At 33.0% G+C, this 21,544-nt stretch carries 24 protein-coding genes; 20 read left to right on the top strand and 4 right to left on the bottom strand.

Annotated features, from left to right (window positions below; all coding sequences use genetic code 11):
* Positions 1-29 precede the first annotated feature (29 nt).
* Positions 30-809, top strand: a complete 780-nt coding sequence (locus tag J2Z80_RS15315; RefSeq protein WP_209454926.1) for an ABC transporter ATP-binding protein — start codon at positions 30-32, stop codon at positions 807-809.
* Positions 796-1,548 (top strand): ABC transporter permease, encoded by a 753-nt coding sequence (locus tag J2Z80_RS13935; RefSeq protein ID WP_209454922.1) that lies wholly within the window; start codon positions 796-798, stop codon positions 1,546-1,548. The genes J2Z80_RS15315 and J2Z80_RS13935 overlap by 14 nt, the downstream gene beginning before the upstream one ends.
* Before the next feature lie 278 nt (positions 1,549-1,826).
* Here J2Z80_RS13935 and J2Z80_RS13930 read toward each other — a convergent pair whose 3' ends face one another.
* Genes J2Z80_RS13930 through J2Z80_RS13920 form a run of 3 tightly spaced genes read right to left on the bottom strand, consistent with a single transcriptional unit; the run spans position 1,827 to position 3,401 of the window.
* Positions 1,827-2,111 (bottom strand): YHS domain-containing protein, encoded by a 285-nt coding sequence (locus J2Z80_RS13930; protein WP_045413707.1) that lies wholly within the window; start codon positions 2,109-2,111, stop codon positions 1,827-1,829.
* Between the two features lie 47 nt (positions 2,112-2,158).
* Positions 2,159-2,908 carry a cytochrome c biogenesis CcdA family protein gene (locus tag J2Z80_RS13925; protein WP_245301352.1) on the bottom strand — a complete coding sequence of 250 codons (750 nt, stop codon included), beginning with the start codon at positions 2,906-2,908 and terminating at the stop codon, positions 2,159-2,161.
* A complete protein-coding gene (locus J2Z80_RS13920) occupies positions 2,895-3,401 on the bottom strand; it encodes a hypothetical protein (protein WP_209454921.1) in 507 nt (168 codons plus the stop codon). Before J2Z80_RS13920 ends, J2Z80_RS13925 begins: the two co-directional genes overlap by 14 nt.
* Before the next feature lie 231 nt (positions 3,402-3,632).
* On the opposite strand from J2Z80_RS13920, the gene J2Z80_RS13915 reads away from it, so the two are divergent.
* From J2Z80_RS13915 to J2Z80_RS13895, 6 genes are read left to right on the top strand one after another with little or no spacing between them, the layout of a single operon-like run.
* Positions 3,633-3,851 (top strand): zinc-ribbon domain-containing protein, encoded by a 219-nt coding sequence (locus J2Z80_RS13915; RefSeq protein WP_013297268.1) that lies wholly within the window; start codon positions 3,633-3,635, stop codon positions 3,849-3,851.
* Between the two features lie 5 nt (positions 3,852-3,856).
* Positions 3,857-4,087 (top strand): zinc ribbon domain-containing protein, encoded by a 231-nt coding sequence (locus J2Z80_RS13910; RefSeq protein WP_013297269.1) that lies wholly within the window; start codon positions 3,857-3,859, stop codon positions 4,085-4,087.
* A gap of 11 nt (positions 4,088-4,098) precedes the next feature.
* Positions 4,099-5,481 carry an ATP-binding protein gene (locus J2Z80_RS13905; RefSeq protein WP_209454920.1) on the top strand — a complete coding sequence of 461 codons (1,383 nt, stop codon included), beginning with the start codon at positions 4,099-4,101 and terminating at the stop codon, positions 5,479-5,481.
* Between the two features lie 6 nt (positions 5,482-5,487).
* Positions 5,488-5,700 carry a response regulator gene (locus J2Z80_RS15410; protein WP_245301351.1) on the top strand — a complete coding sequence of 71 codons (213 nt, stop codon included), beginning with the start codon at positions 5,488-5,490 and terminating at the stop codon, positions 5,698-5,700.
* An 8-nt stretch (positions 5,701-5,708) separates the two neighbouring features.
* A complete protein-coding gene (locus J2Z80_RS13900; RefSeq protein WP_432422729.1) occupies positions 5,709-6,695 on the top strand; it encodes a sigma-54 interaction domain-containing protein in 987 nt (328 codons plus the stop codon).
* The gene (locus tag J2Z80_RS13895; RefSeq protein ID WP_209454919.1) at positions 6,664-7,077 is read left to right on the top strand and encodes a NusG domain II-containing protein; all 414 of its coding nucleotides are present in this window, start codon (positions 6,664-6,666) and stop codon (positions 7,075-7,077) included. Before J2Z80_RS13900 ends, J2Z80_RS13895 begins: the two co-directional genes overlap by 32 nt.
* A gap of 109 nt (positions 7,078-7,186) precedes the next feature.
* On the opposite strand, the gene J2Z80_RS13890 is transcribed toward J2Z80_RS13895, so the two are convergent.
* The gene (locus J2Z80_RS13890) at positions 7,187-7,339 is read right to left on the bottom strand and encodes a DUF1540 domain-containing protein (protein ID WP_013297273.1); all 153 of its coding nucleotides are present in this window, start codon (positions 7,337-7,339) and stop codon (positions 7,187-7,189) included.
* 190 nt (positions 7,340-7,529) lie between these two features.
* On the opposite strand from J2Z80_RS13890, the gene J2Z80_RS13885 reads away from it, so the two are divergent.
* From J2Z80_RS13885 to J2Z80_RS13835, 12 genes are all read left to right on the top strand, one after another.
* Positions 7,530-7,844 (top strand): DF family (seleno)protein, encoded by a 315-nt coding sequence (locus J2Z80_RS13885; protein WP_209454918.1) that lies wholly within the window; start codon positions 7,530-7,532, stop codon positions 7,842-7,844.
* A gap of 18 nt (positions 7,845-7,862) precedes the next feature.
* Positions 7,863-10,259 (top strand): heavy metal translocating P-type ATPase, encoded by a 2,397-nt coding sequence (locus J2Z80_RS13880; protein ID WP_209454917.1) that lies wholly within the window; start codon positions 7,863-7,865, stop codon positions 10,257-10,259.
* 13 nt (positions 10,260-10,272) lie between these two features.
* On the top strand, positions 10,273-10,443 hold the full coding sequence (locus J2Z80_RS15430) for a hypothetical protein (RefSeq protein WP_013297276.1): 171 nt from the start codon (positions 10,273-10,275) through the stop codon (positions 10,441-10,443).
* A 156-nt stretch (positions 10,444-10,599) separates the two neighbouring features.
* The gene (gene murB, locus J2Z80_RS13875) at positions 10,600-11,505 is read left to right on the top strand and encodes a UDP-N-acetylmuramate dehydrogenase (RefSeq protein ID WP_209454916.1); all 906 of its coding nucleotides are present in this window, start codon (positions 10,600-10,602) and stop codon (positions 11,503-11,505) included.
* Between the two features lie 7 nt (positions 11,506-11,512).
* The gene (locus tag J2Z80_RS13870; RefSeq protein ID WP_209454925.1) at positions 11,513-12,244 is read left to right on the top strand and encodes a PHP domain-containing protein; all 732 of its coding nucleotides are present in this window, start codon (positions 11,513-11,515) and stop codon (positions 12,242-12,244) included.
* A 5-nt stretch (positions 12,245-12,249) separates the two neighbouring features.
* Positions 12,250-13,104, top strand: a complete 855-nt coding sequence (gene rapZ / locus J2Z80_RS13865; RefSeq protein ID WP_014758223.1) for an RNase adapter RapZ — start codon at positions 12,250-12,252, stop codon at positions 13,102-13,104.
* Between the two features lie 46 nt (positions 13,105-13,150).
* Entirely contained in the window at positions 13,151-14,122 is a 972-nt protein-coding gene (locus J2Z80_RS13860; RefSeq protein WP_209454915.1) for a gluconeogenesis factor YvcK family protein, read from the top strand.
* A gap of 340 nt (positions 14,123-14,462) precedes the next feature.
* Positions 14,463-15,785, top strand: coding sequence for an extracellular solute-binding protein (locus tag J2Z80_RS13855; RefSeq protein WP_209454914.1), 1,323 nt, complete (start codon positions 14,463-14,465; stop codon positions 15,783-15,785).
* Positions 15,786-15,834: 49 nt separating this feature from the next.
* Positions 15,835-16,737: a carbohydrate ABC transporter permease gene (locus J2Z80_RS13850; protein WP_245301350.1), complete on the top strand. Its 903-nt coding sequence runs from the start codon at positions 15,835-15,837 to the stop codon at positions 16,735-16,737.
* Entirely contained in the window at positions 16,737-17,561 is an 825-nt protein-coding gene (locus tag J2Z80_RS13845) for a carbohydrate ABC transporter permease (protein WP_209454923.1), read from the top strand. Before J2Z80_RS13850 ends, J2Z80_RS13845 begins: the two co-directional genes overlap by 1 nt.
* A gap of 179 nt (positions 17,562-17,740) precedes the next feature.
* Complete coding sequence (locus J2Z80_RS13840; protein WP_209454913.1) at positions 17,741-19,396, top strand: family 14 glycosylhydrolase; 1,656 nt, start codon at positions 17,741-17,743, stop codon at positions 19,394-19,396.
* A gap of 759 nt (positions 19,397-20,155) precedes the next feature.
* A complete protein-coding gene (locus tag J2Z80_RS13835) occupies positions 20,156-21,418 on the top strand; it encodes a sugar ABC transporter substrate-binding protein (protein ID WP_209454912.1) in 1,263 nt (420 codons plus the stop codon).
* The last annotated feature ends 126 nt before the right edge of the window (positions 21,419-21,544 follow it).

The following is a 21,544-nucleotide window of genomic DNA, read 5'->3' as shown; positions in this document are numbered from 1 at the left end:
AATATATCCATTAATTTCCTTTAAAGTCTATTTTAAAAGCTGTAGGGGAAGTCTGCGCTTTTTTAGCTACTTATATAATAAGTTTTCATAGTAAAAGAAGACTGTTAAAAAGAATCGGTTATCTGCCTGAAAATCCCGTGTTTTATAACTATATGAACTCAGAAGAATACTTAAACTTCATAGGTGAATTAAGCAATATGAAAAGCAAAGATAAACGTATTGAGGCCATTCTTGAAAGTGTAAATCTAAAATATGCAAAAAAAAAGAAAATTGGGGAATATTCGAGGGGTATGAAGCAGAGACTTGGTATAGCTGTAGCATTGTTGAATGATCCAGAGATAATATTTCTCGATGAACCAACATCTGCACTTGACCCAGAAGGCAGAATTGATGTATTGGAAATAATAGCTGAATTGAAAAAGCAAGGAAAAACAGTGTTTTTATCAACACATATTTTAAATGATGCTGAAAGAGTTTGTGATTATATAAGTATACTGGATAAAGGTGAAATCATCATATCTCAAAATCTGAATGAGCTTAAAAAGAAATATATCCAGCCTATTTATGACATTGAATTTGAAAATCCATGTGGTGATTTAAGTAATAGATTTTCTGATATAGAGTGGATTGATAGCATAAGAATAAATAAAAATACTGCAAGTATATATGTAAATGACATTTATGAAGCAAAGACAAAACTGATAAGAGAAATCGCAAAGCTTGATAATCCTGTAATCTCATATAAAATCTGTGAAGCAAGTTTAGAAGATATATTTATAAGGATGGTGAAGCAAAATGCTAACATTTAATGCATATTTTAAGAAGGAAATAATTGAGTCAATAAGACAATATAAATACCTTATTCTTGCCATTGGTATAATACTTTTTGCGATGCTCGACCCTATCATGTTAAAGGTGTTACCATTGATGCTTAAGAATAAGATTCCAGGTGATATCAGTGCATTAATAAAAATAGACTTTAGTACTGCTATTCAAAACTATATAAAGGATTTAAGCCAAGTATCTTTTCTAATCGTAATATTGACATTGATGGGGATATTAAGTGATGAGATATCATCGCATAAATTACTTTTTCCATATACAAAGGGCTTGAATCCTGCTGCAATGGTCGCATCAAAAATATTGCATTATTCAATTGTATTGATAATATTCATATTTTTGGGATTCTCCATTAACTATTATTATGCAGATACTTTATTTAAAGATAATACAATACCTTTTAGTAAAATCATGTTTTCTGCAACATTGATATCACTTTTTTATATCTATACAGTAATATTGCTTACATTTTTGAGCAGTCTTTTCAAGAAATCAATCGTTGCAGCTGTCGCATTGTTGATTATAAATTTTGCGGCTTCAGCACTAATGAGTATTGAAAAATTATCCGTATATATACCAAATAAGCTTATTGCATTAGCAAGTACATTTAATACATCAGATATTATAAAACCGTTAATATCTACTTTAATGTTAAGCATAGTATTTTATATCATTTCTATAATTAGAATGAACAAAATTGAAATATAAAAAATCATTGTTTACCTCCCAAACAAAATAGTCGTATCATTTAGTAAAAGAAATACTGATGTCAATGATGTAGTGTATTCGGTCGATTATTAATAATAAAAAAATTTGCAAAAGTATAAATAAGTGTACAAAAGAAAGTAGTGGATAGCTACTTTCTTTTAACGGGTGCGCCCGGCATGGGCGATAACTTGGCGGTGAGAGTCCGCTGTGGGCGGTACGATTGGTGATTTGAGAGGACCCTGAATAAAACAATTATTCATATCCTACTCGATTGCCACTCATTTATTTTCAAATTCCTTTGCACAGGTTTCACTACAGAAATAATATCTTTTTCCATTTATAACTTTTGTTACGGCTTTATCAGCGGGTATGTGCATGCCACAGACAGGATCTTTTACCATTTCTATATTATTCATGTTATTATCTCCATGGTGATGTTCCATATTTCCATTTTTCTCATAAGTATGATCATTATGGTTGTGACCGCCGCAACATCCCATGCCGCCTTTATTCATTAAATACATTATCCCGATGAATAATAATATATATAATATAGTACTCATGTTATCCCACCTTTTATAATTTATCCTTATTTTATAAAATATTAAATTTACATTCCAAAAGGAAGTTTATAAGGTATTATCTTATTAAGAATACCAACTATATAAGAGTATCTATCAGTTAAAAGAAGGATTCCGAATATAATCATAATTGTACCCAAAATATTTGATATTGTTCTCATATATTTACTAATCTTGGTTAATCCAAAAAGTATTTTATCCATAAATAATCCAACAAGTATATATGGTACTGCAAGACCTATAGAGAATATAAACATGATGAGCATTCCTGATGCAGCAGAACCGGTACTTCCCGCATATATTAATATCGAATATAAAATAGGACCTATGCAATGAGAGCATGCAAATGCGAAAAACAGACCTATCAAAAAAGCTTTGAAAGTTCCAGTTTTAATTCCAAATATCTTATTTTCAGGTAGATTTATGCTTTTGAAATTGATATTTATAACCCCAAGTAGGTTTAGGCCGAACAAAATCACGAAAATACCGCCTATAATATTTAGTAAATATAAGTAGTTTTTAAATAATGATGCAATCCATCCTGCTGTACCGCCTGCAATTGTAAAAACAATTGTAAATGCAAGAATAAATGCAAATGTGCTTGATATGACATTTAATTTAATTTTTTTGTCTTTTATATTTTTAAGCTCTTCAATTGATAAACCTGTTATTGTTGTAAAATAAACAGTTATCATTGGAATAATACATGGCGATATAAATGATATTATACCTGCTATAAAAGCTATAAAGTACATTGAAATCACCTCATTTAAGCTCATTAGACTGCCATACAAACTCTCTTGTATTCGCACCGCCTATATTTTTTATGACTAATTTTATCGATTTTGTTGAGTTATCAAGGATTTTTTTTCCATTGATGTTATTTTCAACACTTAATATGCCTGACACATGATGACCGGAACCTTCTTCTTTCCAATTGAATCCATCTTTTATTGATAATCCTTTATCATTTACTAATTCTACGGATTTTGATAAATTAAGATCTGATAAATCCATCGAATGATTGTTTAACATCACCTGAAATTTAAGTATTTTATCACCTTGTTTATTTGGATTTAGAAACATTACATCTATGGAAATACTACCTTCATTATTTGTTTTTATGTTTGAATTTTCTGCTACATTGTTGTTATATGTACCATTTGGTACATCAGTTGTGTTTTTTCCAGCACCTCCTTTTAAGATTATTGGGATTGATATTGCCGATACAATAATAACAGTTGCTAAAAGAATGATTAAAATTTTTTTCATACTTGTATTCCTCCTTTATTCACATCTACTGCAAAAATCATGCCAATTTTATTTGATTAGCTCTCCAGTTTATTTCGCATAAGAAACCATATATTTATATATTTATTACTTTCAGCAATAGCAGATTTCATTAAATTGGCATAAAAATTGCATGAGATTATTAATGTACAACTTCACATACAATCTAGGATCTATTGTTATAGATCCAAATTTTTTAAAGGGTGATTAATTATGAAAAACTGGTTAAATAATTGGTATTTATCATGTGGATCTGGTATCTACAATTTTATGGATTTATTTATATTGGCAGGTATTTTGACGATTATTGTAATAACTGTTTATGGTGTAAAGAAGCATTTAAAAAATAGATATTATTGTAAAGTGTGTGGGAATAAAATTGAAAAGGACTGGATCACATGTCCTTATTGTGGTAGAAGTCTAAAGAGGTGATAATTATGTTATTAATATTTATAGTAGCCGCAATATTTTTAAGCTTAATATTATTTGATGAAGATAATAACAATAAAAAAGATGTGCGATGCCCTAATTGCAATAGCAAAGTAGGAGAAAATGATATATTTTGTGCTGTATGTAAATCGAGATTAATGGTAAATTGCAAAAGTTGTGGTAAAATAGTAGATGCAAGATGGTCTTATTGTCCATATTGTAGTAAATCATTGAAGTAGGTGTTTTAAATTTGGTTTATAGCAGTGATAAAATTTTTATTGCAGTAATGACAATGGCAATTGCCTTTTTGCATTACTTTACTAAAGCAACAGCAATAGGATATCATGAGTTTTATACTTTATTATATTTTATACCGATTGTTTATTCAGCCTTTAAATATAGATTAAAGGGAGGGCTTACGGAATCTTCAGTTGTAGCAGTACTTTATTCACCACATCTAATGATTTATATGGGCAAATTCACAATTGATATTGTAAATCAATTTATAGAAGTAGGATTGTTTTTTGCTATAGGTATTATAACAGGTACTCTTGTAGAAAAAGAATATAAAGAAAAAAAGCTTCTCGAAAGCCAGCTTAGGAAAACAGCTTATATTGAAGATTATTTAAATAATATTTTAGAGTCAATCGTTAATGGTGTTGTAGCAGTCGACAAAGCTTATACGATAACTGCTATAAATGGATATGCGAAAGATTTAATGGATATTAATTCTGACATAATTGGAGCATTTATATACAAAATTATTCGAAATGGCGAGGTTTTGAAGAGAAAAATTGATGAAGTTCTAAAAAATAAAAATTTAATAAGAGGATTTGAGTTTGACATTGAAACACTTTTAAACAATAAGAAACCCGTTAGATTACACATATATCCGCTAAAAAGTGAGATGAAATTTGACGGTGCTGTATTGGTTTTTGAAGATTTAAAGGAAGTTAAAGAAATGGAGAAAATAATGAGAAGAGCTGATAGGCTTTCAGCTCTTGGAGAAATGTCGGCGGGCATTGCTCATGAAATAAGAAACCCTCTTGGTATTATTAAGACAATCGCACAAACAATTTTATCTGAATCAAAACAAGACGATAAAGAAGGTCTTGAGATAATAATTGGGGAAGTTGATAGAGCGGACAATGTAATTAAAGGGTTGCTAAATTTTGCAAAGCCAGAGTCTATTAATAAAGTAAGCAAAAATATTAATAATGTTTTAGAAGAAACTATTAATATTATAAATAAATACTCCATAAAAAGTAATGTTCAAATAATATTTGATAGATTGCCTGATGTTGAAGTGCTTGTCGATGACACATTAATAAAACAAGCATTTATAAATATAATGATTAATTCAATACAGGCCATGAGTGCTGGTGGAATATTACATTTATGTGGCAATAAGGACAGCGAATTTTTAAACATCTATTTTGAAGATACAGGAATTGGAATCGAAGATGATAAAATAGATAAAGTATTTAATCCTTTTTTCACAACTAAAAGTGAGGGAACCGGCCTTGGACTATCCATAACTCATAGAATAATAGAGGAACATGGTGGTTATATATCATTATCAAGTGTCGTTGGCGTAGGGACGAATGTTTTGGTAAGATTACCACTTCATTAAGAATAATTGTTCGATAATAAGAAAGGAATGCAGGTTAAAATGAGACATATTTTAGTTGCAGATGATGAGAAAAATATGAGATGGGCTTTGAAAAAAGCACTTTTTAATGATGGATATGTAATTGATGAAGCTGAAAATGGTGCAGTAGCTTTAAATAAATTTGAAAGCAGTATATATGATCTTATTATACTTGATATAAAGATGAGATTACAAATTTAAAAGAAGAAGTGAAGTTTTTGCGAGAAGAACTAAATGGCAAAGAATTTGATATAATAGGTGAAAGTTCTAAGCTCAAAGATGTTTTAAATATAGTTAAAAAAGTTGCACCAACAGATGCGACTGTTTTATTACTTGGTGAAAGCGGTACAGGTAAAGAGCTAATTGCAAAGGCAATACACAATTTAAGCAAGAGAAAAGATGGACCATATATAAAGGTCAATTGTGGGGCATTACCGGAGAATTTACTTGAAAGCGAATTATTTGGCTATGAGAAAGGTGCATTTACAGGTGCACTATCGCGTAAACCTGGCAGATTTGAAAGGGCTAACGGCGGCACCATATTTCTTGATGAAATAGGCGAAATATCACCCTCTATTCAGGTTAAAATGCTGAGAATTCTCCAGGAGAAGGAATTTGAAAGGCTTGGAGGCGTTGAGATTTTAAAAGCTGATGTAAGGGTTATTGCTGCAACAAATAAGAATCTTGAAAATATGGTTAAAGAAGGTGCTTTCAGAGAAGATTTGTTTTATAGATTAAATGTAGTTCCGATACAATTGCCACCTTTAAGAGAAAGAGTCGAGGATATTCCAATTCTTATTGATTATTTCTTAGATAAATATAGCAAGAATCTAAGACTTGAAAAATTTAAAATAGACAAATCTGCAATGAAGTTTTTAATGGAGTATTCTTGGCCAGGGAATATAAGAGAGCTTGAAAATTTAGTTGAGAGAATGCTGATTTTAAATCATGGATCTGTTATAAAGAGGGAAGATCTACCACTTGGACCAAACAAAATGATAAAAGATGTTGATAAAATCGTCTTACCTCCAAATGGGATTTCTATCGATGAACTTGAGAAAAATCTAATAGAACAAGCACTTGAGAGAACGGGCTATAACCAGACAAAAGCAGCAAAACTTCTTGGGCTTACAAGGCATACACTGATTTATAGGATGGAGAAGTATGGGATTAAGGAGCGTAGAGATAGTGACTAAATATGATAAATTTTTAATAGTATTTCTTTTAATAATTTCTGCCTCTAGCTTATTTCTTTTACCGAAAATAATGGCTAATAAAATCACTACTATGAATAATATAGAAATTAAGGTAAATGGGAAATTAGTAAAAACAGTAATAGTGAATCGTAAGTCGCAACCTCAATATATAAAGTTTAAGTTTGGCAAATCAATAGGTATTATAGAGACGAGAAATGGCATGGTAAGAATGCTTCCAATGGATAAAAACATATGCCCGCAGGGCATATGTTCAAAAACGGGATGGATAAAAGAGTCATACCAATCAATTGTTTGCCTCCCAAATAAAATAGTTGTATCGTTTAGTAAAAGCAATACCGATGTTGATGGTGTAGTGTATTAATGCGATAAACTGATAATAGGAAGATTTTAATAAAATTAAGTGAACAAAAGAAAGCGTTGTATATACGCTTTCTTTTAACAGTAAAAAATAATAGAAGATAGACTATTTGCTATCTTGACTTAAATGTTGTACATTCAGTTTCTGCGCTGGTCTTTGCTGTCGGGGTCTTTGGATTTACTTCGATTGATTGTGCATGGCATCTCATATCTTTCCAATATGTGCATGTGTTAACACCGCACTTTACTACGCTTTCTGCATTCATTAAAAACACCTCCAAATAATTTTAATCAAAATTATTATCTGCATATAGGATGCAGTTATGCATAAACTTGTGAAAAGTTATCAAAATAATATTGACATAAACATATCGGAATTATATAATAACATTAGAGATACCTATAGGGGGTATATTAATAGTTATATAATGTGATAAATTTTTAGGAGGTGGGAATATGGAGATAAGTTTTTTATACTTCGAAGGATGTCCTAATTCAGATTCAGCATTAAAATTGTTAAAGGAAGTTTTATCAGAAAAAAATATTAAAGATGATGTGGACATAATAAAAATAGAATCTCAGGAAGATGCATATAGATATAACTTTTTAGGTTCACCGTCAATTCATATAAATGGAGAAGACATCGAAAAAGAGAGAAGGAACGATGAACCTCTTTATGGATGCAGAGTTTATAAAGTGAATGGACGTAATTCCGGTGTGCCACCGAAAGAAATGATTTCAAAAGCTATTGATGAGGCATTGGCAATATAATTTAAGGAGATGAGCTATATGTCAGAAAAAGATACTTTAAAAATATCAGGTATGTCATGTGCATCATGTGCAACTAAGATAGAAAAAGTTCTTAAAAATATGGATGGTGTTGATGAAGCAAATGTCAACTTTGCGATTGAAAAGGCAACAGTTGTATACGACCCGACTAAAGTTAACTTAGATGATATGACAAAAAAAATTGAGGACTTAGGATATGGAGTCATTAAGGATAAAGTAGAACTAATACTAATAGGTATGTCGTGTGCGTCTTGTGCTGCAAAGATAGAAAAAGCATTAAACAATTTACAAGGCGTAAATAAAGCTACGGTCAATTTTGCAACTGAAACGGCAACAGTTGAATTTGATTCAGGCAAAGTAGATGTAGCAGCAATGATAAAAGCTGTTAGAAATATCGGCTATGATGCAAAAGAAAAAACCGCCATAGGAATGGATACAGAGAAAGAAGAGAGAGAAAGGGAAGTTAAAACATTAAAAAGGCTAGTTACAATTTCTTCCATATTGACAATCCCATTACTTATATCAATGTTTGGAAGAATATTCGGTTTTTCTGCAGGGATTTTGGATAATCCGTGGGCGCAAATAATAATATCATTTCCTGTCCAATTTATTATTGGATATAGATACTATAAAGGAGCTTGGCATAATTTAAAAAATATGTCAGCAAATATGGATACATTAATTGCAATGGGAACAACTGCAGCATATTTTTATAGCTTGTATAATGTATTTACAAAACCTATGTCAGAGATACACAATTACTTGTACTTTGAAGCGTCGGCAGTTATCATAACGCTTATAACCCTTGGTAAGCTGCTTGAAGCTATAGCAAAAGGTAAAACATCTGAAGCAATAAAAAAACTTATGGGACTTCAGGCGAAAACTGCAAGAGTCATAAGAAACGGAGAAGAAATAGATATACCGATTGAAGAGGTAGAAGTGGGAGATATAGTTGTAGTAAGGCCAGGCGAAAAAATACCTGTAGACGGTGTAATTGTAGAGGGAAGTTCGGCCATAGATGAATCTATGATAACAGGAGAATCCATTCCTGTTGATAAAAATGTCAATGACGAAGTAATAGGTGCCACAATAAACAAGACAGGTACTTTTAAGTTTAAAGCAACGAAGGTTGGGAAAGATACGGTACTATCACAGATAATAAAGATGGTAGAAGATGCACAGGGATCAAAAGCACCTATCCAAGAGATTGCTGATAAGGTATCAGGGGTTTTTGTACCTGTAGTCATTGGAATTGCAGTTGTTACATTTTTGATATGGTACTTTGTTTTGGGAAATTTTAATGCGGGTATAATAAGTGCAGTATCTGTACTTGTAATAGCATGTCCTTGTGCATTAGGTCTTGCAACACCGACATCTGTTATGGTGGGTACAGGTAAAGGTGCAGAAAATGGCATACTTATAAAAGGCGGTGAATATTTGCAAAAAGCAAAAGAGATTAATGCGATTGTACTTGATAAGACTGGTACGATAACTAAAGGTGAGCCAGAAGTGACTGACATAATATCATTAGGCGATTTAAGTGAGAATGAAGTATTGTATATATCTGGTATTGCTGAAAAAAATTCTGAGCATCCGCTTGGTAAAGCTATTGTGAATAAATCAAAGGAAAAATACGAAAAATTGCCGGATCCGAACAAATTTGAGGCTATACCAGGTCATGGTATTTATGCTATAATTAACGAAAAAGAATATTACTTTGGCAATAGAAGGTTAATGGAAAAGAATAATATAGATATTTCTAATATAGAGTCCAAATTAGAACAGTTAGAGAATGAAGGCAAAACAGCAATGATATTAGCATCAAATGAAAAAGTGGAAGGCCTAATAGCTGTTGCAGATACCCCTAAGGAAGATTCATCAAAGGCTATACAAGAATTAAAAGCTTTAAACATAGATATATACATGATAACTGGTGACAACGCAAGAACTGCTGAGGCCATTGCAAAGCAAGTAGGTATTGAACATGTATTAGCAGAAGTTTTGCCAGAAAATAAAGCAGAGGAAGTTATAAAGTTACAAAAACAGGGTAAAATAGTTGCAATGGTTGGTGATGGTATAAACGATGCTCCAGCATTAGCACAATCAGATGTAGGTATTGCCATCGGCACAGGAACAGATGTAGCTATAGAGACATCGGATATCACGTTAATTAGCGGAAATCTTATGGGTTTAGTTACGGCTATAAAATTAAGCAGAGCGACGATGAGAAATATCTACCAGAATCTGTTTTGGGCTTTTATCTATAATACAATAGGTATACCATTTGCTGCTATGGGACTTTTGAGTCCTGCCATAGCAGGGGGTGCAATGGCATTCAGTTCAGTATCAGTTGTATCAAACGCCTTAAGGCTGAGGAGGTTCAGATCAGCTAAGTAGTGAGGTGAGTTATATGGAATGCCCAAATTGCAAAAGCACTAATGTGGGCAAAATAGGCAATAACCTATATTTTTGTAGGGATTGCAATTGCGAGATTAAGATCAAAAAATGTACGGCTGTTGTTAGTGTTTATGACTCTGAGGGCTGCATCAGTAAAAGATTTAAAGTGTGTTACAATGTTTGAAGAAGGCTTACAGGCCTTCTATTTTTTTGTCTTTTTTATGTTTAAAAAAAGTGTTATACTCTTAAATGGAAAACAAAATGGAATTAAACATGATAATAGTTGATAAAATATTACTGAATGAAGGTTTCCTGTAAATACATGTAGGGAGTTGATATATTGGAAAAGATTGTAGAAACATTAAGAAAAGTGGTTTCAGATGAGAATATATATATAAATGAACCTATGTCAAGGCATACATCTTTTAGGATTGGTGGTCCGGCGGACGTACTGATTATACCTCAAAGCGTGGATGAACTGATAAAAGTTATGGGCTTAATAAAAGCTGAAAATATACCTTATTTTATACTTGGCAACGGAACAAATATCATAGTCTCAGATAAGGGAATAAGGGGCGTGGTTATAAAACTGACTGCTATTAGGAAAATTTCTGTAGACGGTGAGATAATTGTGTCAGAGGCTGGTGCATTGCTTTCAGTAATTGCCAATACTGCTCTTGACAATGAGCTTACAGGATTTGAATTTGCCAGCGGGATACCAGGCACATTAGGCGGTGCCATAACAATGAATGCTGGTGCTTACGGCCCTGAAATAAAAGATGTAGTTGAAAAAGTAGAAGTTATCGATAAAAATGGTTCTATATATGAAGTGAAAAATGGCAATATGAGGTTTGGATATAGAAGCAGTTTAATACAGTCTGACAATCTGATTGCAATAAGAGCGTGGATTCACCTTAAAAAAGGAAATTATAAGGACATAAAAGCAAAAATGGATGAACTGAACGGATTAAGGAAAATGAAGCAACCATTGGAATATCCAAGCGCTGGAAGTGTATTTAAAAGGCCAGAAGGATTTTATGCAGGGAAATTGATTCAGGATGCTGGACTTCAAGGGTATGCAATCGGTGGTGCACAAGTGTCTGAAAAACATTGTGGCTTTATAATAAATAGAGGGAATGCGACTGCAGATGATGTTTTAAATTTAATTGAATATATAAAAAGAACAGTCAAAGACAAGTTTGGCGTAGATCTGGAGACGGAAGTAAAAATAATTGGTGAAAGGTAATTTAAAGATGGAAATTTTTGCTGATTATCACACACATACTGTATTTAGCCATGGAAAAGGTACAATCGAAGACAATGTAAAAGCTGCGATACAAAAAGGACTTAAAGAAATCGCCATTACTGATCATGGACCGAGGCATATATTTTTTGGCATAAGAAGTCGCAATTACAGGAAAATAAGAGACGAAATAGATAGAATGAACGATAAATTTCCTGATATAAAGGTTTTAATGGGAGTAGAAGCAAATCTTATAAGTTTAAATGGCGACATAGATGTCGACGATGAGCTTTTAAAATATATAGATATACTGCTTATGGGTTATCACACTGGTGTTTCGCCATTTGATTTTTATAACCTTGTCAATTTGTTTGGGAAAAATACAGCCAGCAAATATTTTAGCTATTTAAAACCCGTCGTTAGAGAACAGAACACAGATGCGATGATAAAAGCCATAAATAAATACGATATAAATATAATTACACATCCTGGAGCAAAAGTCGATATAGATACTAAAAGACTTGCTTTGGCGGCTAAAGCAAGAGGAACGGCTCTTGAGATAAACTCAAGCCACGGATATATGACTGTAGAATACGTAAAAATAGCAAAATCTGTTGGTGCAAAATTCGTAATTGACAGCGATGCACACACACCATCGAGAGTTGGCGATTTTGCGAGAGGAATCGAAATCGCGAAAAAAGCAGGACTTGCAACAGATGATATAATAAATGCTAAGGAGTGATACAAATGAGGTTTGTGATAATTACCGGTCTTTCAGGTGCGGGGAAAAGCCAAGCATTGAAATCGATGGAGGACATAGGATTCTTTTGCATTGACAACTTTCCTCCAGCATTGATACCGAAGTTGGCTGATCTTTTTTACGGATCTAAAGACATAGATAAAGTAGCACTCGGTATGGATTTGCGGGGTGGACAACTATTTAAAGATATTTTTTCTGCTATAGACTATTTAAAGAAAAATAAGTATGATTATGAAATAATATTTTTGGAGGCTTCAGATGAAGCTTTGATAAAGAGATTCAAGGAAACAAGAAGACGACATCCACTCACAGATGGAGGATCCATAATAAACGGAATAAAAGATGAGAGGCAAAAACTTGCGGAAATAAGAAAAATGGCAAACAGCATCATTGACACGACGAATTTAACTGCAGCTCAGCTTAAACAGGAATTGTACAATATTTTCATCGAAGGAAGAAAATTCAAAGGTTTAATCGTAAATGTAATGTCGTTTGGTTTTAAATACGGTATACCGCTTGACGCCGATCTTGTATTCGATGTGAGGTTTTTGCCAAATCCTTATTATATAGATGAACTTAGACCACTTACTGGAAATGATAAAAAAGTAATGGATTATGTCATGAAGTGGGAAGAAGCAAAACAATTTTTAAATAAGTTGGAAGACATGATAGAGTTTTTACTGCCATTTTATATAAGGGAAGGCAAATCACAGCTTGTAATAGCTGTTGGATGTACAGGCGGTAAGCATAGATCTGTGACTATTGCGAATGCACTGTACGATCTGCTTAGAAAAAGGGATTATACAGCTATAATAAATCATAGAGATATTAGAGAAGAATAAGCGATATTTATTCTTTTAGATGACTTATTGCGAAGGGGTTGCTCGTATGAAGAATTTTGCTTACTTAAATGGACCAAAAGTCGTGGTTATTGGCGGTGGTACAGGATTATCAACAATGCTTAGAGGACTTAAGAAGTACACCCATAACATTACTGCAATCGTAACAGTTGCAGATGATGGAGGAGGTTCTGGTGTATTAAGAGAGGATTTAGGCATGTTGCCGCCTGGTGATATAAGAAACTGTATACTGGCGTTAGCAAATACTGAGCCTACAATGGAAAAGCTTTTACAATATAGGTTTACTGACGGTATGCTTAAAGGACAAAGCTTTGGAAATCTTTTCTTAGCTGCTATGAATGGCATATCAAATAGTTTTGAAGAAGCTGTAAAAAAGATGAGCGAGGTTTTAGCTGTGTCAGGAAAGGTTTTGCCTGTCACATTGGATGATGTCAAACTAAAAGCTAAATTAAAAAACGGGATAGTTATAGATGGAGAATCTCTAATACCGAAACTTCAAATGAAAGAAAAAAGCCCGATAGAAAGAATATTTTTGGAGCCAAAAGATGCGAAACCGGTAAAAGAAGCCTTAATAGATATAATGGATGCTGATGAAATTATATTAGGTCCTGGGAGTCTATATACCAGCATAATACCAAATCTATTAGTCAATGATGTGTGTGAAGCAATAGAAGATTCAAAAGCAATTAAGGTATATGTGTGCAATATAATGACACAGCCTGGTGAGACAATTGGCTACGATGCTAATGCACACGTTGATGCACTTTTTCTGCATGGGTTAAAATCTCTTGACTATGTAATAGTAAATAATGGTGAAATTCCTTATGAGTACAAAGATAGGTATAAAGAAGATATGTCGCAACCTGTAAAGTATGATATATATGGACTTGAGCAAAAAGGAATAAAAGTCATTGAAAAAGATGTTTTGGCTATAAGAAACAATTACATAAGGCATGATGAGCAAAAGCTTGCAGAGACATTGATGGAGTTATTGATATAGTATAAAAAATTGTTGCGATTTAACAAATAAATCTATTGACATTTGGCAATTAAGGATATAAACTATAATTAGTTAGAGCGCAACCGGTTGCAAATGAAGTCGCTTATTATTAAGAGATGGTAGGGAGGAGGTAATAAATAAGATTAATATTCCACATATGAAAACGCTTATAAATCAAATAAAAAAATTTCTCATCATGAATGAGAAAAATAATGAAAGTTTTAAAAATTTGTATACCAAGTTCAAATTTAACTTCATAAAGTCTACTTTACAATTTTAAAATTAAAAAAGCGATAAGTCAATGGTTAATTATTGGCTTATTAAAGAGGAGGATTTTATTATGAGTCGTTTTGGCAAAGGATTAGCTTTGCTCTTAGTACTGCTAATGGCTTTTTCAGTGTTGATTTCTGGGTGCGGAAGTAAGTCAACAGATCAGAGTAATGCGAGTCAAAGTAAGACAGAGACAACAAACAAACCTGTCACATTAGATATTTTCCAATTTAAAGTTGAAATAAAAGATGCTCTTCAAAATGCAATAAACACATACATGAAGGAAAATCCAAACGTTAAAATCAATCTAGAAACTGTAGGTGGAGGACAAGATTACGGTGCTGCATTAAAAGCAAAATTTAATTCTGGTTCAGAGCCTGCAATATTTAACGTAGGTGGTCCACAAGATGTTGCGACTTGGAAACCGAAGTTAGCTGATTTATCCGATACAAAAGCTGCAAAAGAGGCAATTAATGGTACACTTACTGGTGTTACACAGGATGGAAAGATTTATGGTTTGCCATTTGATTTAGAGGGATATGGATTAATCTACAACAAACAGATATTCAGCAAAGCAGGTATTGATCCATCCAGCATTAAAACTTTTGATGCGTTGGTGAATGCTGTAAAGACGCTTGATTCAAAGAAAAAAGAATTAGGAATAGAGGCAGTTTTTGCATTCCCAGCAAAAGAAACTTGGGTAACTGGACTTCATTTATCAAATGCATTTTTGTCACCTGAATTTGATGGAGATGTCATGAAAGCATTTAATTCTAAGACAGTAGAATTTAAGTATGGTGATGCAATGAAGCAGATGATTGACCTTCAGAATAAATATTCAGTACAACCTACAGCAAGCCTTGATTACAGCACACAAGTTGAAAAGCTTTTTGGAACTGGTAAAGTTGCAATGATTCAGCAAGGCAACTGGGTATATCCTACATTAGAATCACTTGATAAGAATTTTGCAGAAAACGATATAGGAATGCTACCGTATCCAGTTCCAGGATATAAAGAGGACAGCTATCCGGAAGGTGTTCCAATGTATTGGGCAGTGAATAGCGATAAACCAGCTGAAGTTCAAAAAGCTGCTAAAGATTTTTTAGATTGGCTGTACACATCAGATGAAGGAAAACAAATAGTAACGCAGCAGTTTAAGTTTGTTCCTGCATACAATGGATATAGTGCTGATAGTATATCGGATCCACTTGGAATGCAACTTTTTGTGGCAGCAAGTCAAGGCAAGACATATGGATGGGTATTCATGGGATATCCAAACAATTGGGGTCAAAATGTTCTCGGTGCTGATATTCAGCTTTATGTGAACGGTTCATTAACTTGGGATAAAGTAATTTCACATGCTAAACAAGCTTGGGCAGACGCAAGAAAATAATTAAAGATAGTAGTGGGAGAGTATAATTGTATTCTCCCACTTTGCAAATATGAATAAGAAGGAAGGTAATACAATGATAAAAAAAGCGAAATTTTTCAAAAACGGTATTTGGTATTGGCTTTTTATAGCTCCAACACTATTGTCACTTATTATTGTCGTATTAATACCATTTATTATAGGAATATATTATTCATTTACAGATTGGAACGGAATAAATCAACCAGTATTTATTGGCTTAAAAAATTTCATAGCACTGAAAGGCGATACTGAATTTTGGAATTCAATATTTTTTACAGCTAAATTTGCTGTAGCGTGTATCGTAATTATAAATGTGGTGGGATTAAGTTTTGCAATGCTTGTAACAAGAAAAATATTTGCCAGAAATTTCATGCGCACCGCATTTTACTTGCCTAATCTAATAGGTGGACTTATATTAGGATTTATATGGAATTTCATTTTTGTGGATGTATTTCAAACAATTTCAGATGCTACACATATTGGATGGCTTGGAGGCTGGTTATCAACAACTAATACTGGCTTTTGGGGTCTTGTGATTGTCACATCATGGCAAATGATAGGTTATGTCATGGTGATTTATATAGCATATATTGAAAGCATTCCTACTGATTTAATAGAAGCTTCAAAGATTGATGGTGCAAATTCATGGCAACAATTTAGGAATGTTGTATTTCCACTTATAGCGCCAGCTTTTACAGTGAGTTTATTTATTACGCTTTCAAATTCATTTAAACTGTTTGATCAAAACTTATCATTAACTGCTGGAGCGCCGGGCAATACCACACAAATGATAACACTTAATATATATCAAACAGCTTTTTCAGCTCAAGAGATGGCTGTAGGACAGGCAAAAGCAGTAATAATGTTCTTAATAATAGCTGTTATTTCTATCATCCAAGTTTACTTGACACAGAAAAGAGAGGTTGAGATGTGATGAAAAAAGTTCATGTTCAAAAATATTTATTAACGATATTGGGTATTGTTCTTTCACTTATATGGATATCTCCTTTTTATATAATACTTGTTAATTCTTTCAAGACAAAATTAGAGCTATTTACAAACACATTGTCACTTCCGAAGAGTCTGATGCTGGATAATTATAAAACAGCAGCCGCAAATTTAAATTTGAGTGAAGCATTTTCCAATACATTAATAATAACTGTTTTTAGCATTTTGATTATCGCAATATTTTCCTCTATGACGGCTTATGCACTTCAAAGGGTAAAAAAGAAAAGCAGTGTAATTATATACATGATTTTTACAGTGGCTATGCTTATTCCGTTTCAATCGGTCATGATTCCTTTGGTAGCGGAATTTGGCAAATTTCATTTTCTTACAAGGTCAGGACTTGTATTCATGTACTTGGGATTTGGATCAAGTTTAGGCGTGTTTTTATACTATGGTGCATTAAAAGGAATACCGACATCTTTAGATGAAGCAGCTTTAATAGATGGTTGTAGCAGATTTAGAATTTACTGGAATATCATATTGCCCTTATTAAATCCTACTACGATCACTTTGGCTGTATTGGATATCATGTGGATATGGAATGACTACTTATTGCCATCTTTAGTCATAAACAAAGTTGGTTCTAGGACGCTTCCACTAATGATTTTTTACTTCTTTAGCCAATACACAAAGCAATGGAATCTTGGTATGGCAGGACTAACTATAGCAATTTTACCCGTTGTAATTTTCTACTTCTTGGCACAGAGAAAATTGGTCACAGCTATAATAGCTGGTGCTGTTAAACAGTAGGTAAAGCAAAATTATAGTTTAGTTGGAGGTGATATTAAAATAGAAATTTGATAGAAATTGAATATGATTATTGAAGGAGGTGGGAGCTATTGGTAAAGTAAGATCTTATTAAAGTTTTTGGTAGCAAAAAATAGTACTTATATTATTTTTATGTATGATGGGAGGGAAAATAAAAATAAATGATTGGAAATTTTAAAAGGTTGGGTCGAAAATTGTTTTTGACATTGTTAATGGCATCATTAATTTTTGTATCTTCTATAGTGACTGCTAATGCAAGCGTAGCACCAAATTTCAAAGTTTTTGTAATGGGACCATTAGAAAAAGTCACAGATTTTAATGCGTTTAAGAATCAATTGATAACTTTAAAGAATAATGGTGTTTACGGTATAACAACAGATATTTGGTGGGGCTATGTTGAAAATGCAGGTGAAAATCAATTTGACTGGAGTTATTATAAGACATATGCTGATACCGTACGCGCTGCGGGATTGAAGTGGGTTCCAATAATGTCAACGCATGCCTGTGGAGGTAATGTTGGTGATACAGTGAATATACCTATTCCCTCGTGGGTATGGACAAAAGATACTCAGGATAATATGCAGTATAAAGATGAAGCTGGGAATTGGGATAATGAAGCAGTAAGTCCATGGTATTCTGGTTTAACTCAACTCTATAATGAATTTTACTCATCTTTTGCATCAAATTTTAGCAGCTATAAAGATATAATTGCAAAAATATATATATCTGGAGGCCCCTCTGGAGAATTAAGATATCCTTCGTATAATCCTTCACATGGATGGACATATCCTGGACGCGGTTCATTGCAGTGTTATAGTAAGGCGGCTATAACAAGTTTTCAGAATGCTATGAAGTCTAAATATGGAACTATAGCAGCAGTTAATAGTGCATGGGGTACAAGTCTAACTGATTTCTCTCAAATTAGTCCACCTACAGATGGTGATAATTTCTTTACAAATGGTTATAAAACTACTTATGGCAATGATTTTTTGACATGGTATCAAAGTGTTTTGACTAATGAGTTAGCTAATATTGCTTCTGTAGCTCATAGCTGCTTTGATCCAGTATTTAATGCTCCAATAGGAGCAAAAATAGCTGGAGTGCATTGGCTATATAATAGTCCCACTATGCCACATGCTGCAGAATATTGTGCCGGTTATTATAATTATAGTACATTACTCGATCAATTTAAGGCATCTAATCTTGCTATGACATTTACCTGTCTTGAAATGGATGATTCTAATGCGTATGTAAGTCCATATTATTCTGCACCTATGACGTTAGTACATTATGTAGCTAATCTTGCTAATAATAAAGGTATAGTCCACAATGGAGAAAATGCTTTGGCTATATCCAACAACAATCAAGCTTATGTGAATTGTGCAAACGAATTAACAGGATATAATTTTTCTGGATTTACGCTCTTAAGACTTTCAAATATTGTAAATAGTTATGGATCTGTGACATCAGAGATGGCTCCTTTTGTAATTAATATAGTTACACTAACGCCTAACGGCACGATACCAGTTACATTTACAATAAACAATGCGACAACTTATTATGGACAAAATATATATATTGTTGGTAGTACATCCGATCTCGGAAATTGGAATACAACCTATGCTCGTGGTCCTGCATCATGCCCTAATTATCCTACTTGGACAATAACGATTAATTTATTACCTGGTGAGCAGATACAATTTAAAGCTGTAAAAATTGATAGTTCAGGAAATATAATTTGGGAAGGTGGTTCGAATCATACTTATACTGTGCCGACATCTGGGACTGGTAGTGTCACCATTACATGGCAAAATTAATCAATAAAATGTTACGCATAGAGTGCACTGGAAACACTGGAATATATTCCAGTGTTTTTTTATAAAATTTAAGAAATATATTAACAGAAAAAGATAATAAATAGAGTAAAAGGTATACTGTCAATAGTAAAGTACAAATGTCATCTAGATGCGATTTTTTCAAGAGGTTTAATATATTTAAAATTTGCTTTTCATTAAAAAAGCTATAAGTAGTAAAAATAGCTGCAGAAATAACTGCAACTTTGTATAATAATATTAAAAGTAAATTTACTTTTGCAAGGTAAAAATTGAGTGGATTTATTGTTAAGCTGTTTAAAAAATCTTTTTTATTGACACACTCGAATTGTATATTGACAATATTTGAATCTGGATCTACAATTATATTAAAGGCGGCGCAAGCGATTGCAAGTTTTATTTGCAGTCAGGCGCTTTTAAAAATAGCGTCAAAGAAAGCGATTGCTGTAATTTAATAGTAATCATCAAGGGGATGATGCTAGTAAAAGATTATGATTGTGAAGTTTGTCTACAGCATTTTTAGTTAATGTACATCAATTTGTCATTATGTTGAAGAAAGATAAAGTGCGTTGTCGTTTTATTTGGTTGTAGAATTGATATGTAGAAAATCTATGTGAAGTAGTGACAGATATGCAATAACTACACATGTAAACATTGTAATAAAAACTTATATTGAAGTTTGAAATAAAATTTTGGGATATACCCAAAAAAATCATAAAATTTTATTTTGTGAGGAGGATTTACATGAAAAAGTATACAAAAATTTTTGCAATACTTACTGCCATGGTATTGTTATTATCAGTTGCTTTAACAGGTTGTGGAAGCAGTAAGACAAATGAATCAAAGTCTTCAGACAATAGTTCTAATAACGCTGCTCAGACGCAGCAAAAAAAGGAGCCAGTTGAATTAACAGTATGGTCACATTTGACAGATCCTGAAATAGCTAAGGTACAAGAAATCGCTAACAAATGGGCTGATGAGACGGGTAATAAAGTAAAAGTATTGGCTGACCAGAGTGATTTCCAGGCGTTTTCTACAGCAGCTCAGAGCGGTAAAGGACCGGATATCATGTTCGGATTGCCACATGATAATCTTGGAACATTCCAAAAGGCTGGGCTTTTAGCAGAAGTACCTGATGGAGTTATTAATAAATCTGATTATGTTCCAATGAGTATAGACGCAGTTTCATATGATGGGAAAATGTACGCAATACCATTATCAATGGAGACATACGGACTTTTCTACAATACAAGCAAAGTTCAAACTCCTCCAGCTACACTTGACGACTTGATTAAGCTTGGGCAGCAAGTTGGATTCCAGTATGATATAAATAATTTCTACTACAGCTTTGCATTTATGGCTGCTTATGGTGGTTATGTATTTAAAAATAATGGAGGCGCTCTCGATCCAAATGATATAGGTTTGAATAATGATGGTGCGAAAAAAGGTTTGTCTTTGATAAGGGATTTTGTAAAAACTTATAAGTTTATGACTGCCGATATTAAAGGCGATATAGCTAAAGGCAATTTCCAAAACGGAAAGATAGGACTTTATATAAGTGGTCCATGGGATGTTGATGGGTTTAAGAAAGCAAATGTTCCTTTTAAAGTAGCTCCATTGCCAACAGTCGATGGAAAGCCGATGCCTTCATTTGCTGGTGTACAGGCAGCTTTTGTAAGCGCTAATTCTAAACATCAACAAGAAGCATGGGATTTATTAAAATATCTTGCTCAAAATACGGCATTGCCTCTTTTTGAAACAGGCAATAGAATCCCGGTTCTTAATTCTGTGTTAAACAGTGATGAAGTTAAAAACAATGATATTTTAAATGCATTTGCTGAACAAGCTAAGAATGCTATTCCTATGCCAAACATTCCTGCTATGACAGCAGTTTGGACACCGGCTGGTAATGCACTGCAGCTTGTAACATCAGGTAAAGCAACTCCTGATAAGGCAGCAGACGATATGGTCAATCAGATAAAGCAGGGTATTGCTACTCAGCAATAAATAAAGGGGCTAAGTGCCCCTTTCCAATTATGAGTGATTTCGGAAACTAATTTCCAGTAGCATACAATGACATAAATTAGATATTAGATACAAAAAATAACAATGATTTTGCGATAAAAATAAGAA

Origin of the sequence: Thermoanaerobacterium butyriciformans, assembly GCF_017874545.1 — a bacterium.
GTDB classification, from domain to species: Bacteria; Bacillota; Thermoanaerobacteria; order Thermoanaerobacterales; family Thermoanaerobacteraceae; genus Thermoanaerobacterium; species Thermoanaerobacterium butyriciformans.
This window is presented reverse-complemented; position numbering and strand designations above follow the sequence as displayed.

Coding starts and splice junctions, on each gene's coding strand:
- J2Z80_RS13935 (WP_209454922.1), top strand. CDS start 796: ATGCTAACATTTAATGCATATTTTAAGAAGGAAATAATTGAGTCAATA.
- J2Z80_RS13930 (WP_045413707.1), bottom strand. CDS start 2,111: ATGAGTACTATATTATATATATTATTATTCATCGGGATAATGTATTTA.
- J2Z80_RS13925 (WP_245301352.1), bottom strand. CDS start 2,908: ATGAGCTTAAATGAGGTGATTTCAATGTACTTTATAGCTTTTATAGCA.
- J2Z80_RS13920 (WP_209454921.1), bottom strand. CDS start 3,401: ATGAAAAAAATTTTAATCATTCTTTTAGCAACTGTTATTATTGTATCG.
- J2Z80_RS13915 (WP_013297268.1), top strand. CDS start 3,633: ATGAAAAACTGGTTAAATAATTGGTATTTATCATGTGGATCTGGTATC.
- J2Z80_RS13910 (WP_013297269.1), top strand. CDS start 3,857: ATGTTATTAATATTTATAGTAGCCGCAATATTTTTAAGCTTAATATTA.
- J2Z80_RS13895 (WP_209454919.1), top strand. CDS start 6,664: ATGGGATTAAGGAGCGTAGAGATAGTGACTAAATATGATAAATTTTTA.
- J2Z80_RS13890 (WP_013297273.1), bottom strand. CDS start 7,339: ATGAATGCAGAAAGCGTAGTAAAGTGCGGTGTTAACACATGCACATAT.
- J2Z80_RS13885 (WP_209454918.1), top strand. CDS start 7,530: ATGGAGATAAGTTTTTTATACTTCGAAGGATGTCCTAATTCAGATTCA.
- J2Z80_RS13880 (WP_209454917.1), top strand. CDS start 7,863: ATGTCAGAAAAAGATACTTTAAAAATATCAGGTATGTCATGTGCATCA.
- J2Z80_RS15430 (WP_013297276.1), top strand. CDS start 10,273: ATGGAATGCCCAAATTGCAAAAGCACTAATGTGGGCAAAATAGGCAAT.
- J2Z80_RS13870 (WP_209454925.1), top strand. CDS start 11,513: ATGGAAATTTTTGCTGATTATCACACACATACTGTATTTAGCCATGGA.
- rapZ (WP_014758223.1), top strand. CDS start 12,250: ATGAGGTTTGTGATAATTACCGGTCTTTCAGGTGCGGGGAAAAGCCAA.
- J2Z80_RS13860 (WP_209454915.1), top strand. CDS start 13,151: ATGAAGAATTTTGCTTACTTAAATGGACCAAAAGTCGTGGTTATTGGC.
- J2Z80_RS13855 (WP_209454914.1), top strand. CDS start 14,463: ATGAGTCGTTTTGGCAAAGGATTAGCTTTGCTCTTAGTACTGCTAATG.
- J2Z80_RS13850 (WP_245301350.1), top strand. CDS start 15,835: ATGAATAAGAAGGAAGGTAATACAATGATAAAAAAAGCGAAATTTTTC.
- J2Z80_RS13845 (WP_209454923.1), top strand. CDS start 16,737: ATGAAAAAAGTTCATGTTCAAAAATATTTATTAACGATATTGGGTATT.
- J2Z80_RS13840 (WP_209454913.1), top strand. CDS start 17,741: ATGATTGGAAATTTTAAAAGGTTGGGTCGAAAATTGTTTTTGACATTG.
- J2Z80_RS13835 (WP_209454912.1), top strand. CDS start 20,156: ATGAAAAAGTATACAAAAATTTTTGCAATACTTACTGCCATGGTATTG.